Annotated in this window: 20 protein-coding genes; 13 read left to right on the forward strand and 7 right to left on the reverse strand. The window is 64.2% G+C overall.

Annotated elements, in window-relative coordinates:
- The first annotated feature begins 60 nt into the window (after window positions 1–60).
- The 6 genes from rpsP (at window position 61) to IVA81_RS11875 (ending at window position 4350) form a co-directional block, all read left to right on the forward strand.
- The gene (gene rpsP / locus IVA81_RS11850; protein ID WP_212082134.1) at window positions 61–393 is read left to right on the forward strand and encodes a 30S ribosomal protein S16; all 333 of its coding nucleotides are present in this window, start codon (window positions 61–63) and stop codon (window positions 391–393) included.
- A gap of 9 nt (window positions 394–402) precedes the next feature.
- Window positions 403–954, forward strand: coding sequence for a ribosome maturation factor RimM (rimM, locus tag IVA81_RS11855; RefSeq protein WP_247316581.1), 552 nt, complete (start codon window positions 403–405; stop codon window positions 952–954).
- 116 nt (window positions 955–1070) lie between these two features.
- Window positions 1071–1826, forward strand: a complete 756-nt coding sequence (gene trmD / locus IVA81_RS11860) for a tRNA (guanosine(37)-N1)-methyltransferase TrmD (protein WP_247316582.1) — start codon at window positions 1071–1073, stop codon at window positions 1824–1826.
- 110 nt (window positions 1827–1936) lie between these two features.
- Window positions 1937–2317 carry a 50S ribosomal protein L19 gene (gene rplS, locus IVA81_RS11865; RefSeq protein ID WP_246931323.1) on the forward strand — a complete coding sequence of 127 codons (381 nt, stop codon included), beginning with the start codon at window positions 1937–1939 and terminating at the stop codon, window positions 2315–2317.
- A 324-nt stretch (window positions 2318–2641) separates the two neighbouring features.
- A complete protein-coding gene (gene leuC / locus IVA81_RS11870; RefSeq protein WP_247316583.1) occupies window positions 2642–4048 on the forward strand; it encodes a 3-isopropylmalate dehydratase large subunit in 1407 nt (468 codons plus the stop codon).
- A 92-nt stretch (window positions 4049–4140) separates the two neighbouring features.
- Window positions 4141–4350, forward strand: a complete 210-nt coding sequence (locus tag IVA81_RS11875) for a hypothetical protein (protein WP_247316584.1) — start codon at window positions 4141–4143, stop codon at window positions 4348–4350.
- A 146-nt stretch (window positions 4351–4496) separates the two neighbouring features.
- Here the strand turns inward: IVA81_RS11875 and IVA81_RS11880 are convergent, their stop codons facing one another.
- From IVA81_RS11880 to IVA81_RS11890, 3 genes are all read right to left on the reverse strand, one after another.
- The gene (locus IVA81_RS11880; protein WP_247316585.1) at window positions 4497–5039 is read right to left on the reverse strand and encodes a hypothetical protein; all 543 of its coding nucleotides are present in this window, start codon (window positions 5037–5039) and stop codon (window positions 4497–4499) included.
- Window positions 5040–5190: 151 nt separating this feature from the next.
- Entirely contained in the window at window positions 5191–5451 is a 261-nt protein-coding gene (locus IVA81_RS11885) for a hypothetical protein (protein ID WP_247316586.1), read from the reverse strand.
- A gap of 47 nt (window positions 5452–5498) precedes the next feature.
- Complete coding sequence (locus IVA81_RS11890) at window positions 5499–5780, reverse strand: hypothetical protein (protein WP_247316619.1); 282 nt, start codon at window positions 5778–5780, stop codon at window positions 5499–5501.
- A gap of 156 nt (window positions 5781–5936) precedes the next feature.
- Here IVA81_RS11890 and IVA81_RS11895 point away from each other — a divergent pair, with 156 nt between their 5' ends.
- From IVA81_RS11895 to IVA81_RS11910, 4 genes are all read left to right on the forward strand, one after another.
- On the forward strand, window positions 5937–6335 hold the full coding sequence (locus IVA81_RS11895; protein ID WP_247316587.1) for a metallopeptidase family protein: 399 nt from the start codon (window positions 5937–5939) through the stop codon (window positions 6333–6335).
- Between the two features lie 80 nt (window positions 6336–6415).
- Window positions 6416–7021, forward strand: coding sequence for a 3-isopropylmalate dehydratase small subunit (gene leuD / locus IVA81_RS11900; RefSeq protein WP_018318912.1), 606 nt, complete (start codon window positions 6416–6418; stop codon window positions 7019–7021).
- Between the two features lie 81 nt (window positions 7022–7102).
- Window positions 7103–7888: a hypothetical protein gene (locus tag IVA81_RS11905; protein WP_247316588.1), complete on the forward strand. Its 786-nt coding sequence runs from the start codon at window positions 7103–7105 to the stop codon at window positions 7886–7888.
- Between the two features lie 224 nt (window positions 7889–8112).
- Entirely contained in the window at window positions 8113–8532 is a 420-nt protein-coding gene (locus IVA81_RS11910; protein WP_247316590.1) for a hypothetical protein, read from the forward strand.
- A 32-nt stretch (window positions 8533–8564) separates the two neighbouring features.
- Here IVA81_RS11910 and IVA81_RS11915 read toward each other — a convergent pair whose 3' ends face one another.
- Together IVA81_RS11915 and IVA81_RS11920 are read right to left on the reverse strand one after the other, a co-directional pair.
- A complete protein-coding gene (locus IVA81_RS11915) occupies window positions 8565–10265 on the reverse strand; it encodes a caspase family protein (protein WP_247316591.1) in 1701 nt (566 codons plus the stop codon).
- Between the two features lie 159 nt (window positions 10266–10424).
- A complete protein-coding gene (locus IVA81_RS11920) occupies window positions 10425–11306 on the reverse strand; it encodes a CoA ester lyase (protein WP_247316594.1) in 882 nt (293 codons plus the stop codon).
- Between the two features lie 111 nt (window positions 11307–11417).
- On the opposite strand from IVA81_RS11920, the gene IVA81_RS11925 reads away from it, so the two are divergent.
- Complete coding sequence (locus IVA81_RS11925) at window positions 11418–12062, forward strand: carbonic anhydrase (RefSeq protein WP_247316595.1); 645 nt, start codon at window positions 11418–11420, stop codon at window positions 12060–12062.
- Window positions 12063–12188: 126 nt separating this feature from the next.
- Here the strand turns inward: IVA81_RS11925 and IVA81_RS11930 are convergent, their stop codons facing one another.
- Window positions 12189–13223, reverse strand: a complete 1035-nt coding sequence (locus tag IVA81_RS11930; RefSeq protein WP_247316597.1) for an aspartate-semialdehyde dehydrogenase — start codon at window positions 13221–13223, stop codon at window positions 12189–12191.
- Window positions 13224–13339: 116 nt separating this feature from the next.
- Between IVA81_RS11930 and IVA81_RS11935 the strand changes: the two genes are divergently transcribed.
- Window positions 13340–14128 carry a hypothetical protein gene (locus tag IVA81_RS11935; protein ID WP_247316598.1) on the forward strand — a complete coding sequence of 263 codons (789 nt, stop codon included), beginning with the start codon at window positions 13340–13342 and terminating at the stop codon, window positions 14126–14128.
- A gap of 168 nt (window positions 14129–14296) precedes the next feature.
- Window positions 14297–14686: a hypothetical protein gene (locus IVA81_RS11940; RefSeq protein WP_247316600.1), complete on the forward strand. Its 390-nt coding sequence runs from the start codon at window positions 14297–14299 to the stop codon at window positions 14684–14686.
- Window positions 14687–14868: 182 nt separating this feature from the next.
- Here IVA81_RS11940 and IVA81_RS11945 read toward each other — a convergent pair whose 3' ends face one another.
- Window positions 14869–15507 (reverse strand): DapH/DapD/GlmU-related protein, encoded by a 639-nt coding sequence (locus IVA81_RS11945; RefSeq protein ID WP_247316601.1) that lies wholly within the window; start codon window positions 15505–15507, stop codon window positions 14869–14871.
- Between the last annotated feature and the right edge of the window lie 84 nt (window positions 15508–15591).

Below are 15591 nucleotides of genomic sequence, written 5' to 3' on the forward strand. Positions count from 1 at the left end.
ATCTCGCGCGGCGCGAAAATACCAATCAACCGAACAAACTGTACTTTGAAGGAGAACTGAATGTCCGTCGTTATCCGCCTCGCCCGCGCAGGCACCAAGAAGCGCCCCGTCTATCACGTCGTCGTCGCCGACTCGCGCTTTCCGCGCGATGGCCGCTTCATCGAGCGTCTCGGCCATTTCAACCCGCTGCTGCCGAAGGACAACGAGACCCGCCTCAAGCTCGACATGGACAAGGTGAAGGCCTGGCTCGCCAAGGGCGCGCAGCCGTCGGATCGCGTCGCCCGCTTCCTCGACGCCGCCGGCGTCAAGAAGCGCGAAGCGCGCAACAACCCCGAGAAGGCCGTGCCGCGCAAGGAGCGCAAGGCGCAGGCCGAAGCCGCCGCGAAGGGCTAAGGCTAGATCATGTCGGCGCTGGTCTGCGTCGCGCGGATCGGCGCCGCGCATGGTGTGCGCGGTGCGGTCAAACTGTGGACCTTCACCGAAGATCCCTTTGCCGTCAGGCGCTACGGTCCGCTGCTGTCCAAGGACGGCAAGCGCCAGTTCGAGGTCGCAACGGCGCGCGAGGCCAAAGATCATCTGGTCGCGACGTTCAAGGGCGTCACGACCCGCGATGAGGCCGAGCGCCTCAACGGCATCGAGCTCTATGTCGCGCGCGACAAGCTGCCTGCGACGGACGCGGACGAATATTACCACACCGATTTGATCGGGCTCGCCGCCGTCACCACCGACGGCGACGCACTCGGCCGCGTGCTCGCGATCCATAATTTCGGTGCTGGCGACATCATCGAGATCGCGCCTTTGAATGGCACGACCATGCTGCTGCCGTTCACGAACGCGGTGGTGCCGGAGGTCGATCTCAAAGGCGGCCGCGTGGTGATCGCGCTGCCGCAGGAGGTTGAGGGCGAGGACGAAACTCTCTCTCCGGGTCGTCCCCGCGAACGCGGGGACCCATAACCACAGACCGTGGTTTTTGGCTAAGCTGGTAGCCCCGATCATCACAAAGCAAAGTGTGGTGGTTATGGGTCCCCGGCTCGCGCTTTGCGGGCCGGGACGACAACAACTGAGATCGAATGACCAATCCCTCACCCTGGCGCGCGACGGTGCTGACGCTGTTTCCGGAGATGTTTCCGGGACCGCTCGGCGTGAGCCTCGCCGGGCGGGCGCTCGCCTCGGGACTCTGGGAGATCGAGGCGCGGGACATCCGGGCTTCCGCCACCGACCGCCACCGCAGCGTCGACGACACCCCGGCCGGCGGCGGCCCCGGCATGGTGCTGCGGGCGGATGTTCTGGCGGCCGCCATCGACGCCGCTGAGATCGGCCCGGACCGGGCTCGCCTTCTGATGAGCCCGCGCGGTCGGCCATTGACCCAGGCCCGGGTTGTGGAACTGGCCCAGGGCCCCGGCCCCCTGATCGTCTGCGGACGGTTCGAGGGGATCGACCAGCGGGTCATCGACGGGCGGGGCCTGGAGGAGGTCTCGATCGGCGATTACGTGCTGTCCGGAGGTGAAATCGCGGCTCTAGCCCTGATCGATGCCTGCGTCCGGCTGCTGCCGGGGGTGATGGGCAAGGAGGCCTCGGGAACCGAGGAAAGCTTCTCCGATGGCCTGCTGGAGTACCCTCAATACACCCGTCCGCAGCTGTTCGAGGGGGCTCCGATCCCTGACATCCTAACCTCCGGCGACCACGCCAAGGTCGCTCGCTGGCGGCGGGCGCAATCCGAGGCCCTGACGGCGGCCCGGCGGCCCGATTTGTGGGCTCAAATCCCGAGCAAGCCCCCGAATCGAGCCGGTCGCCAAAAAACGCCAAAAAACAAGACAGACGGGTGACAAACGCTCCGGCTTGCCTTATAGGAGCGGCCAAATCCGCAATGGCTGGATAGACGAATTTTGCGCAGCCCCCCGTTTCCAGGGCTGGGCGCGCCGATGGAGATTTACCCATGAACCTGATCAAGCAGCTCGAGCAAGAGCAATTCGACAAGCTGTCCGCCGGCAAGGACATTCCGGAATTCGGTCCCGGCGACACCGTGATCGTCAACGTGAAGGTCGTCGAAGGCGACCGCACCCGCGTGCAGGCTTATGAAGGCGTCTGCATCGGCCGTTCCGGCGGTGGCCTCAACGAGAGCTTCACCGTTCGCAAGATCTCCTACGGCGAGGGCGTGGAGCGCGTGTTCCCGGTGATGTCGCCGATGATCGACTCGATCAAGGTGGTGCGCCGCGGCAAGGTGCGTCGCGCCAAGCTCTATTACCTGCGTCAGCTGCGCGGCAAGTCGGCTCGCATCGTCGAGAAGACCGAGCACGCCAAGGCCGTCAACGAGTAAGCTCCGCTTACAGTCGAGTTTCCAAAAGCGCGGGGCAAAACCCCGCGCTTTTTTGTTGCGTCAGCCGTGCGCGTCAAAGCCCTCGCGATTCCGGTTCGGCCTGCTATATATTCGTAGAATGTTTCCAGATCGGACCAGCATGGAGCCCATCAAGCGCATCGTCATCGACGATCGCTCGCGGCTGCCTGGACGGTTCTTCGGACGCTTCGCGACTTCGGCAACGTCAGAGCTTACGCGCGCAGCCTAAAAGCTGCGCTGACGATTTTGTTGCCCGGCGCGCCACCCGCGCTCTTCGCTGACACACATTCTTCGGAGCTCAAGCTCATGTCCAAGCCGACCACATTGTACGACAAGATCTGGAACGACCATCTGGTGCACGAAGCCGAGGACGGCACCTGCCTGCTCTACATCGACCGTCATTTGGTGCACGAGGTGACCTCGCCGCAGGCGTTCGAGGGGCTGCGCGCCACCGGCCGCAAGGTTCACGCGCCGGAGAAGACGCTCGCCGTCGTCGACCACAACGTGCCGACGACCGATCGCACCAAGCCGAACCCCGATCCTGAGAGCATCGAGCAGATCAAGGCGCTGGCAGAGAACGCCAAGGAATTCGGCATCGAATATTACAACGAGTTCGACAAGCGCCAGGGCGTCGTCCACGTCATCGGCCCCGAGCAGGGCTTCACCCTGCCCGGCACCACCATCGTCTGCGGTGACAGCCACACCTCGACGCATGGCGCCTTCGGCGCGCTCGCGCACGGCATCGGCACGAGCGAGGTCGAGCATGTGCTGGCGACGCAGACGCTGATCCAGAAGAAGGCGAAGAACATGCGCGTCACCGTCGACGGCAAATTGCCTGACGGCGTGACCGGCAAGGACATTATTTTGGCCATCATCGGCGAGATCGGCACCGCGGGCGGCACCGGCTACGTGCTGGAATACGCCGGCGATGCGATCAGGGCGCTCAGCATGGAAGGCCGCATGACGGTCTGCAACATGTCGATCGAAGGCGGCGCCCGCGCCGGTCTCGTTGCGCCCGATCAGAAGGCGTTCGACTTCCTGCGCGGCCGGCCGAAGGCGCCGAAGGGCGCGGACTGGGATGCGGCCATGCGCTACTGGGAGAAACTGCGCTCCGACGACGGCGCGCATTTCGACAACGAGCTGCGCCTCGATGCGGCCAAGCTGCCGCCGATCGTGACCTGGGGCACGAGCCCGGAGGACGTCATCTCGGTGACCGGCATCGTGCCCGATCCCGACAAGATCGCGGACGAGGCCAAGCGTCTCTCCAAGCATCGCGCCCTGAAATACATGGGCCTGACGGCGGGAACGAAGATCACCGACATCAAGGTCGACCGCATCTTCATCGGCTCCTGCACCAACGGCCGCATCGAGGATCTCCGCGCGGCGGCAAAGATTGCTGAAGGCAAGACCGTTTCAGCGCATGTCAACGCCATGGTCGTGCCGGGCTCCGGCATCGTGAAGGAGCAGGCCGAAGCCGAAGGTCTGGACAAGATCTTCCTCAAGGCCGGCTTCGAATGGCGCGAGCCGGGCTGCTCGATGTGCCTCGCAATGAACCCGGACAAGCTGGCCCCGGAAGAGCGCTGCGCCTCGACCTCGAACCGCAATTTCGAGGGCCGCCAGGGTTTCAAGGGCCGCACGCATCTGGTGTCGCCGGCAATGGCGGCAGCCGCCGCGATCGCCGGTCACTTCGTCGACGTCAGGGACTGGCGCTAAGCCGCTCCCTGCAATTGTAGCGATCGCGGCAAACCGCCGTTAATCGATCGCCTGACACTCTCGTCCTCGCGATGATTTCGCGAGGACGCCTCATGGCCAACAAGCCGGAATATGTCGACCTGATCGGCGAGGCCACGCGCCAGCACCGCCGGCGCGCTGCACGTTTGCGCATCGTCGCCAAGCCCGAGGTCGAGGAGACCTCGAAGCTCAGCCGCTGGCCGCCGGCGATGTTCAAGCAGTGGAAGCTCGAGAACCTGACGCGATGGAAATCGTCGTCGTGGAAGCTGAAGGATTGGCTTTAGGCCAAATTCTCCGTCATGGCCGGGCATAGCAGTCCGTAGGACGGCGTCGCTTCCGCTCGCCTTGTCCCGGCCATCCACGTTTTTAGGCGCAGACGGAAAGATCGTGGATGCCCGGGACAAGCCCGGGCATGACGACACAACTCACATTACCAATAGCGGTACGGATGGTGCCAGCGATGCCAGCGGCAGATGCGGCGCGGGCCGTAATAGGTCCAGATGACCCGGCAACGGCGGGGATGGTGGTAGTAGGGATAGTAGCCGCCGACATAATAGCGCCGGTGGAAGTGGCGATGGCCGTAGTGAGGCCGATAGATCCCGTAGCGATGAAACCCGCCATAGCGATGAACGCCACCATAACGATAGCCACCGCCATGGAAGGCCGGCCCGGCGCGGAAGCCGCCGATATGGCCGCCGCGAAATCCACCGCCGCGGAAACCGCCGATATGTCCTCCGCCGCCGCGGAAACCACCGCCGCCGTGAAAATGTCCGCCGCCATGTCCGCCGCCGCCGTGGCGAACCTGCGTGACGAGGTCGTCGGCCGCAGCCTTCGTCGCAGGTGACGTCGCCGGATTGATCAAGGTCAGCGCTTCAGCACGACGCGCGGTCCCGGCCGACAGCATCAGCGTCGCGGCGGCCGCAATCCCGAGCAGGCGCATCGGGCTTACCCTGAGACCCAAACTCCTCAGCATGGAATCCTCCCTGAATCTGGACAGCGGAGTTGCGATGCGCGTTACCGGCCCGCGTCATCCCTGTTCATTGCAGTCGCTCCCGAGGCCAAGCTAGGGACAGCGACGTGAATGCGTCATGAATGAACGGCGTTGCCGGCGGCGCGCTGTGACGTCACCAAAACGGCCCGTAGCCGAACACGAATGGTGCGGGTACGCCGTAGGGATAAGGGCGGTAGTAGACCGGCCGCGCGTAATAGCGCGGATCATGGCGCACGACAGGCCGCGCAATGTCATGGGTTCGCGCCGGTCGCCGCACATCGAAAACCGCGATCCCCGCCGACGCTTCTGGCACCGTCACCCTCGGCGCCGCGGACGCGCGAGGCAGGCCGGCGGCAAGCGTGACGGCAACAGCCAGTGCGACCCATCTCGCCATGACGACCCCACGAGGCTTCCGCACTGCGCGCGGGCGTTGAACCGGCATCAGCCGCGGCGCCAGTAGCAGCTCACACGCGGCACGATCACCGTGCCGCTCGGCCGGAATTCCTGCACATAGGTGGCATTGCACACGCGGACCGCATCGGGACCGGGATTGTAGCGCGGATAGACGCCGTCCGGGCTGTAATAGGGCGTGACGCGCAAGCGCGCCGGGGGCCGCTTGCGTGGCCGGGGAACGTCGTCCGATGAGGCCGCCTGGGCGAGGCGGATCTCGGGGCCCGCCGTCTGGGCCTCGGCGCCAACGCAAAACTGCGAAAACAACCCCATGCACAGTAGCGTCAGCGCTGTTTTCGCTCGCATTTTTCCGCCCACCTGAAACGTCCCCTTCGAGACCCCACGCTCCCCGTTTTGGAAGCGCCCGTCAACCTCGCCGCGTTTATAAAGCCGGATGCATCGCCGAGGAACCCGCGCTAAGAGGGAGGCATGTGGACGGAATTGAAAGCGCCCTCGCTGGCCGAGATGGAAGCGACGGCTCACGACATCTTCGAGCGCCTGCCGGCGGAGTTTCGCAAGCTCTGCGAGGGCGTGATCATCCGTGTCGACGACTTCCCGACCGAGGAGGTTCTCGACGAGATGGAATGCGAGAGCGAGTTCGACCTGCTCGGCCTGTTCCAGGGCGTCGGCCTGCCGCAGCAGAGCCTTGGCGACGTGGCGCGGCTGCCCAACATGGTCTGGCTCTACCGCCGTCCGATCCTGGATTACTGGGCCGAGCACGACGAGAGCCTCGGCCATATCGTCCGCCACGTCCTGATCCACGAGATCGGCCACCATTTTGGTCTGTCGGACGACGATATGGCCGCGATTGAGGCCAAGACAGAGTAGATCTGCCGAATTCGGCCTATGATTTGGGCTGCAATCGCGATAAATACCGGTTCCCTGATCCACCCCCGGAAAGCGCAACCATGGACAAGTTCACCACGCTGGAAGGCGTCGCGGCGCCGCTGAAGATCATCAATGTCGACACCGACATGATCATTCCGAAGCAGTACCTCAAGACCATCAAGCGCACCGGCCTTGGCAAGGGACTCTTCTCCGAGCAGCGCTACAAGGACGACGGCAGCGAGAATCCGGATTTCGTCCTCAACCAGCCCGCCTATCGCAATGCGAAGGTGCTGGTCGCCGGCGATAATTTCGGCTGCGGCTCGAGCCGCGAGCACGCGCCCTGGGCGCTGCTCGACTTCGGCATCCGCTGCGTGATCTCGACCTCGTTCGGCGACATCTTTTACAACAACTGCTTCAAGAACGGCATCCTGCCGATCCGCGTCAGTCAGGAAGACCTCGACAAGCTGTTCGACGACGCCGAGCGCGGCGCCAACGCGACGCTGACGATCGACCTGCCGAACCAGGAGATCCGCGGTCCCGACGGCGGTAAGGTCAAGTTCGAGATCGACCCGTTCCGCAAGCACTGCCTGATCAACGGCCTCGACGACATCGGCCTCACGATGGAGAAGAAGTCCTCGATCGACACCTATGAGGACAAGCTCAAGCGCGAACGCGCCTGGGCCTGATCTCGCGTTTTCGTTCGAGCCCCGGTGCTAACAGCGCCGGGGCTTTTTGTTTGCTCTGATTATCCCCTAGTGTGTTCGAGCATGCTGCCCGAAATCATCACCTTCTGGCATGGCCCGATGGACGCATTGCGCCAGACCTGTCTGCGCTCGCAGCTGGCGGCCGGCCACAAGGTCACGGTTTACAGCTTCGACACCATTCCCGGCCTTCCCGCCGGCGTCGCAAACGCGGATGCCGAGGCGATCCTGCCGCACGCATTCTCCGAACGCTTGCGGCCACCGCAGCCGGACGGAAGCTGGCGCGACTGGACCACGCTTCAGTTCAGCGACTTCTTCCGCATGAAGCTGATGGCGAAGGGCCTTGGCCTCTGGCTCGACGCCGACGTGCTGCTCTTGAAGCCCGTCGAGATCGATCCGGCAAAGCCCTATTTCGCCTGGGAGCGGCCGCGCCAGCTCGGCAATTCCGTGATCTATCTGCCGCCCGAGCACGGCATCGTCGCCGCCTTCGAGGAGCTGATGGAGCAGGAGGAACTGACGCCGAACTGGCTGTCGGTGCGCCACCGCATCACTTTCATGATGCGCCGCCTGCGCGGCGGCTCGAGCCGCCTCTCCGACATCCGCGTTGCGATCTATGGCCCCGCCGCGCTCACCGCGCTGGCGCGCCGCACCGGCGAGCTGGCTTGCGCGCTGCCGAAGCAGTCGTTTTATGCCGTGCATGCCGAGCCAAAACTGTTCTTCGATCCCTCGAGCTATCTCGGCCTCGTCACCAACCCCGAGATCATCGGCCTGCACATCTCTCCCAAGGGCCGCGGCGGTGAGAAGCCGATCCCGGGCAGCCTGTATGCGTGGGCGGCGGAGCGGTTCGCGTAGCTCTCGCGCCCCGGACGCAGCGCAGCGCCCCTTGGTGATGCGCTGCTGAGCCGGGGCCCAGCCATCCGGTGAGATGGGTCCCGGCTCTGCGCAGCAGCGTTGCACGCTGCAGCGCGTCCGGGACACGAGAGCAATTTCCTTCCTTCCCAGTTTGATCCAGCGCAACGCGCTCCTGCATCATTGTGCTTATTTCGCTCCAATTCCGCTGTCCGAAGGAGCTTTCCATGAGCACCGCAAGCAGGCCGTATCCCCTCCTTCAGGACGTCATCGACTCCTTTGCGAGCTGGCTGAAGCATCGCCGCGAGATGAACGAGATGCGGCAGCTCGATCGCGCCGATTTCGACCGGATCGCCAGCGACCTCAGGATCGCACCCGACGATCTGGAGGAACTGGTTCGCCACGGCAAGCACTCAGCCGACGAATTGCCGAAGATGCTGGAACAGCTCGGCATCAACGCCGAAGGCCTCGGCCGCGCGCAACCGCTGCTGCTGCGTGATCTGGAGCGGGTCTGCTCGCTCTGCAATCACAAGGGCCAATGCGATCGCGAGCTGGCCGACGGCACCGCCGCGGAGAACTACCACGGCTTCTGCGCGAATGCCTCGACATTGGAGTCGCTCGACCGCGCCGACCTCGCGCCACGCTGAGGCGGCGTCAGCCGATCGAACGTCGTCCGGCGCTAGATCGTACCATTCCGCGCGCATGCATCGCGCTGGGCAAATCCCTTCACGCGCTTTTTGCAAGCGCGATAGCGCTCTTCCATGCTGGCTCCGCCAACACTAGCCGGAGCGGGTGGCTCGGCGGCTCTTTCCTTTTTGGCGGCACGCGGTTGCGAGACTTTCTCGCGTTTGGTTGAAGGCTCAGCCTCCTCTGGCGCCGGCACAAGCTGCCAAACCGGGCGAAGCTCGATGTTCGCTGTCTCCGACGGATTTTCTTTCTTGAAGGACGACAGGGCAAGAACGTTCTTGTCCAGCTTGACGGTGACGGGCGTTCCGTTGATGGAGAATTTGTTGTCCGTGACATACTCTGCAAACGATTTGTATCCCGCCTCATCTTTCACCCACGAAGCCTTTGTCGGCGGCCCCCACAGGTAGTATCCCTTGGCCAACCCGGTAGCAGAGACCTCAGTGACGATCAGCATGGCGTAGCGTCCCTTGCCATTCGTCCATCCACGCTTGTTGGACCACACGCCGACAAATCTGGAGTTGGCATTGAGCGGATCATTCTGATCAGGCGAGATGGCGAAGCTCGGCAGTTTGAGTTGCTGAGCTGACGCGATCGCAGCGACTTTCTGGTTATCCTCGGGCGCAAATAGATTTCGGACGACGGTTTTTACGTCAGACGCTGGGCGCTCGATCGCGTCGGACTTCGGAGGGGCAGCCGGAGATGCGAGCGCCGCAACTTCGTTGGCCTTGAAGTTCTTGATCCGCTGGCGCGCTTCTTCGACATGGCTGCTGCGGGGATATCTGGCCAGAAACTCTTCATAGAGACCGGCCACCGTCGACGTCTGGATCGCCAGCCAGAACTTCTCGTCTTCTGCAGGATTTGCAGGCGCCGGGCTCGACGCGGCTGGCGCCGGGGCGGACGCGACCGATGCCGGAGCGCTCGCGGCAGGCGCTCTCAGATAAATCTCTTCCTTCGACAAGGAGCCGTACACGAAAGGCTGCTGTTCGCGCTTGGTCGCCGCCATCACGTCGTCACGGACACGGCGAAACAGAAACGATATCTCCAGGCCCGGCGTGTCGATGTGGCGAAGAAGCGACGCCGTAAAGGGGCTGTTCCGGCCCTCGCCATCGCTCGCCGTGGTGCCATCGCGGGCGGCATACGCGATCAGGACATTGTCGGAAGGTTCCGTCGGCGCGAGCCCGCGAGGCAGCGCCCGGGTGCCGATCGAGCGCTTCATCTTCGCGGCAAAGGGATTGTTGCGGCACGCGTCGAGTATGACCAGGCCCAGCTTCCGTGCCTTCGACACCTGAAGGCTCACCGAGCGCAGGCTGATGGCTTCGCTCTCGATGTCAGTGTCGCTGCGCAGCTCTGCGCTGATTGGGATCAGCCAGTTCTCGCCGCCAACCTCCATGCCGTGCCCGGCGTAAAACACGACAGCGAGGTCGGCTCCTTCGGCAGAGCGGCCGAACTCGACGACGGCCTTCCTCATCTCTTGCGCAGTCGCGTTCTTGACCTGGGTGACCTTGAAGTCGAGCCGCTCCAGCGCGCGGCCGATGTCGGCCGCATCGCGCGTCGGGTTCGGCAACTCGGGCACCTTCTCATAGGCGCCGTTGCCGATGACAAGTGCAACCCGGGCCTGCTGCGCAAGCGCCGGCGGGGCGAATGAGAGCGAAAGTGACGTGGCGAGAAGGACTGCTACCCAAAGAATGCGCATCAAATGCTTGCCCGGATCGAATATCAAGCATGAGGGTAGCACTGTCTTTCACCACCGCAACGGGAAAAACCGGGATCGCGGGCGTGCAGGAAATCGCCGCAGTCCGGGCACACCGCAACTGGCGCGATATTCGCTCAGCTCAAGCGCGACTGCACGTCCTCAGCCCTTGCTCATCGCCGCGATCGCGTCCGCGATTGCGATCGTGCGCCGCGCCATGTCGGCGTGCAGCCGTTCGACCATCGCACCGTCGAGCCGGATCGCGCCGCGCGAGGCGTTTTCCGGCAGTTCGAACGCGGCGATGATCTTTCGCGCGCGCGCGACTTCTTCTTCGGGAGGCGTGAAGATCGCGTTGCAGGCGTCGATCTGCGAGGGGTGGATCAGCGTCTTGCCGTCGAAACCGAGATCGCGGCCTTGCGCGCATTCGGTGGCAAAGCCGTCGGAATTGGCGATGTCGCTGTAGGGGCCATCGAGAATTTCGAGGCCATAAGCGCGCGTCGCCAGAATGCAATGGGTGATCATCGGGATCATCGCGGCGCGGCCGGGCAGCATCCGGATCCGCGTCTCGCGCGAGATGTCGTTCGGGCCGAACACGAAGCCTGAGAGGCGCCTCGATGGATCGCGCCCGGCGGCGGCCAGTTCCTCCGCATGCAGCACGGCGCGCGCGGTCTCGATCATGGCCCAGACCTTCACGGTCGGCGCCGCGCCAAGCTCGGCGAGGCGCCGGCCGATGACGTCGAGATCTTCGATGCTTGAAACTTTCGGAACCAGGATGCCGTCCGGCGAGGCCTTGGCGGCCATCGCGACGTCATCGGCCCACCACGGCGTGTCGAGGCCGTTGGTCCGGATCAAAATCTCGCGCCTGCCAAAACCCTTGGCCGCAATCGCAGCGGCGATACCATCGCGCGCCACCGCCTTGGCCTCAGGGGCGACGGAGTCCTCGAGATCGAGGATCAAGCCGTCGGCGGCAAGATTGCGCGCCTTTTCCAGCGCGCGGGGGTTGGAGCCGGGCATGAACAGATGGCTACGGCGCGGGCGGGTCATGCAAGCGTTCCTTCCGGTTTTTCTAGGCGGTTCTTGACCGGAGGCGATAGCACTTGGCCTGCCTATTCGAAAGGCTTGTTCGCCCCGACGGTATATGTTTAGGCATAGGCCATGATCGTATTCCCAGAGCATTTGCTGGAAGGCTACAGGGCCTTCGCCACCCAGCGGCTGCCGACCGAGCAGAACCGCTACCGCGAACTCTCGGTGAAGGGGCAGTCGCCCCCGGTGATGGTGATCGGCTGCTGCGACAGCCGTGTCTCACCCGAGGTGATTTTCGACGTCGGTCCGGGCGAACTCTTCGTGGTCCGCAACATCGCCAATCTGGTGCCGACCTATCAGCCCGACGAGAACGCACATGGCGTCTCGGCGGCGCTGGAATATGCCGTGACGGTGCTGAAGGTGAAGCACATCGTGGTGCTCGGCCACGCGCAGTGCGGCGGCATCCGCGCCTTCGTCGACAAGATCGAGCCGCTTACGCCGGGCGACTTCATCGGCAAATGGATGCAGATGTTCATCAAGCCGGGCGAGGTGGTCGAGCAACGCGACCACGAAACCATGGCGCAGTTCGTCGAGCGCATCGAGAAGGCCGCGGTGTTCCGTAGCCTGGAAAACCTGATGACCTTCCCGTTCGTGCGCAAGGCCGTGGAGAGCGGCCAGATGCAGACCCACGGCGCCTATTTCGGCGTCGCGGAGGGATCGCTGTTCGTGCTGGACAAGGTCGCGAAGGAATTTCGGAACGCGCGCAGCGTGGCTTAGGCCACCGCTCTCGTAGGGTGGGCAAAGGCGCAACGCGCCGTGCCCACCACTTCTATCGCAATCGCGGAACGATGGTGGGCACGGCGCGCGAAGAGCGCGCCTTTGCCCACCCTACGGCAGCTCGTGTTACGCCGCCTGCTTCTTTGCGCTGATCAGCTTGCGGTTGATCAGCACTTCCGCGATCTGGATCGCGTTCAGCGCGGCGCCCTTGCGCAGATTGTCGGACACGCACCACAGCACGAGACCGTTCTCCACCGTCGCGTCCTCGCGGATGCGGCTGATATAGGTGGCGTCCTCGCCGGCGGCTTCATACGGCGTGGCGTAGCCGCCGGGCTCCTGCTTGTCGATGACGAGACAGCCGGGCGCCTTGCGCAGGATGTCGCGCGCTTCATCCGCGCTGAGCGGATTTTCGAACTCGATGTTGACGGCCTCGGAGTGACCGACGAAGACGGGCACGCGCACGCAGGTGGCGGAGAGCTTGATCTTGGGATCAAGGATCTTCTTGGTCTCCGCCATCATCTTCCACTCTTCCTTGGTGTAGCCGTCCTCCATGAAGACGTCGATGTGGGGGATGACGTTGAAGGCGATGCGCTTCGGGAATTTTTTGTTGACCAGCTCCTGGTTGGTGTAGACGGCCTTGGTCTGCGAGAACAGCTCGTCCATGCCGTCCTTGCCGGCGCCCGACACCGATTGATAGGTCGAGACCACGACGCGCTTGATCGTCGCCTTCTCGTGCAGCGGCTTCAGCGCGACCACGAGCTGCGCGGTAGAGCAGTTCGGGTTGGCGATGATGTTCTTCTTCTTGAAGCCTTCGGTCGCGCCTGCGTTCACTTCCGGCACGATCAGCGGCACGTCCGGATCCATGCGCCAGGCCGAGGAATTGTCGATCACGACGGCGCCGGCGGCGCCGATCTTCGGCGACCATTCCTTCGACACCTCGCCGCCCGCCGACATCAGGCAGATGTCGACGTCGGAGAAATCATAGTGCTCGAGCGCCTTGCACTTCAGGGTACGGTCGCCATAGGAGACCTCGACGCCGACGCTGCGGCGTGACGCCAGGGCCACGACCTCGTCCGCGGGGAATTTGCGCTCATCCAGAATGTTGAGCATTTCCCGTCCGACATTGCCGGTCGCGCCGACGACTGCGACTTTGTAACCCATCGTTCACTCTCCGATGAAAAAGCCCGTTCCTGAAGCTGACGCTTAAACAGGAAGAGCAGCGCTTCTATGCGAGAACCGGCCTCAAGACAACGTTGGACCATGCCTTAGGGACGTGGATGCAGTCGCCTGAGGCCAGCACGGCCGTTAGCCCCACCCAGATCCATCTGGCGCTTGCAGCCTTCGCCGACGAGGTCGTCGGCACGCTGGCACGCCTGTTCGCTTATGTGGGGGCGCTCGCCCTGCTTTCCATCCTCGGCCTTGCCGCGCTCGGCCAGCTGCCTGATCTGCGCGACGATGAGCCGACGCCGAAACCGGGCTGGAGCGTCGCCGACCGCTCACGTCCGGCCTTCGCCCTCAGCAAGCTCGATTCGTCAGAGAAAACAGCCTCTTACAATATCCTCAGGCATCCCGAAGGCGGCCGCAGGGACGTCATGCGCTGGACCGGCGCCGCCGACCAGGTGCTGGCCGAACTCGAGATTTACCGGGAAGGCGGCGAATTCGACGTCACACGTCCGGCAACCGCGGACCTCGCCGCCCAGATGGGTCTGGGCGCGGCCACCCCGCTCGAGCAAGCCGGGCTGATCGAGACCAAATTCGGCCCCGTCGCCCTGTTCCGGCCGGTCGCCGCAGCGGAGGGCGCGCGGGCATGCCTCGGCTACCTCAAGCGCAGCGAGGAGCCCGCCTTGCAGATCTCCGGCTTCTCCTGCCAGGGCGACACCCTGCCCGCCCAGCGCGCCGCCGTCGCCTGCACGCTGAACCGGCTGACGCTGCTGACCTCGGGCAACGAGCCGAAGCTGGCGGACCTGTTCGCCCACGCCGAGATGAAGCGCCGCGGCTGTGATCTTGCGGGCTCTCCGGACTGGCTGCTGGGCGCCGCGAACGCGCAATTGCGCGGGACGCTCTGACCGGCATCAAGCCCAGTAAGCTGAGCAAGTGGCTGGTATTGATGCAACTTTTGCCGGCACGCCCGATTATTCCGAGCTGGTGTGACCCAATAGACCTAGTTGCGCTCACCCCGGCCGGGCTAGTATGGGGTGAAATCGACTGGCGGTGCGCCGCTTGAAGGGGACGTGATGAGCTCGAAATTCTCTGCCAAATTGGCGACCTTGTTTGCAGCGGGCGCCGTGATTGCCATGTCCTCTGTCATTGGTTTGGCGACGCCGGCCTCGGCCGACAACAAGACCAGGCGCTATGACGAGCGCGGCCGGCACTATTACGGCCCGAGCGGCCCCAACGCCGTGTACCAGCAGGGCCGCACCCGCATCTATGTCAGCAAGCGCTCCTGGCTCGACGGCGGCACCGAGGTCAATCCGGGCGACCGCAAGTTCTCCGACTACGCCTTCCCGCCGGCCGTGGGCTACCCGTCCTTCGCCCGCGAGAACCTCAACCGCCCGATCGACCGCCAGCCACTCTCGCCGCCGCAGGATGTCGGGGGCTATCCGCAGAACTTCCCGCTGTACTGAAGCGGACGTATCTTCGAATCAAAAGGCCGGGCTCGCGCCCGGCCTTTTTGTTTCGGGAGGTGCCGTAGGGTGGGCAAAGGCGCCCTTGCGCCGTGCCCACCATCTCTCTCGATCGCGAAAAATGCGTGGGCACGCTTCGCTTTGCCCACCCTACGATACTGTTTGTTTGTGCGAGATCCGTTTTACGCATTCGCCGCCGGATCATAGCGCCTGCAAAATTCGTCGATCGCCTCGGAGCGGAAATCCCCGAGGCGCTCGAAGATCAGCTGATCCGGCCAATCCCACCAGGCGATGCGCCGCAGGCTTGCCGCAACGGAATCGTCAAAGCGCTTGCGGATGGGGCGTGCCGGAACGCCGCCGACGATGGTGTAGGGCGCGACATCACGGCTGACGACTGCGCCTGCGGCGATCACCGCGCCGTCGCCGACCTTCACGCCCGGCAGCAGGATGGCGGCGTGCCCGATCCAAACGTCGTTGCCGACGATCACGCGGTCGCCGCGGCGGTCCGCGAAGAAGTCGCGGTCGCGCGTCACGCCCGCCTGGTAATATTCAGGGACATAGGTGAAGCGATGTTGCGACGGCCGGCCCATCGGATGGTTCGGCGCGCCGATCCGCACCGAATTGGCGATCGCCGTGAACTTGCCGATCACCGCGTCGGCGACGTCGCAATTCTCTCCGAGATAGGAGTAGTCGCCGAGCGCGGCATATTCGATGCGCGTGTTGGCGAGCACCTCGCAACGGCGCCCGATCTGCGCCTCGCGCAGGCGCACCGTTTCATGGATGATGGTGTCCGCGATCTTGGGGCGGGGTGAGGTATCCATGAAAGTAACTCCGAGAGCAGGCGCCGTAGGGTGGGCAAAGGCGCGAAGCGCCGTGCCCACCATCTCTCCGCAATCGCGATAGAA

Origin of the sequence: Bradyrhizobium sp. 141 (assembly GCF_023074055.1) — a bacterium.
GTDB lineage: Bacteria > Pseudomonadota > Alphaproteobacteria > Rhizobiales > Xanthobacteraceae > Bradyrhizobium.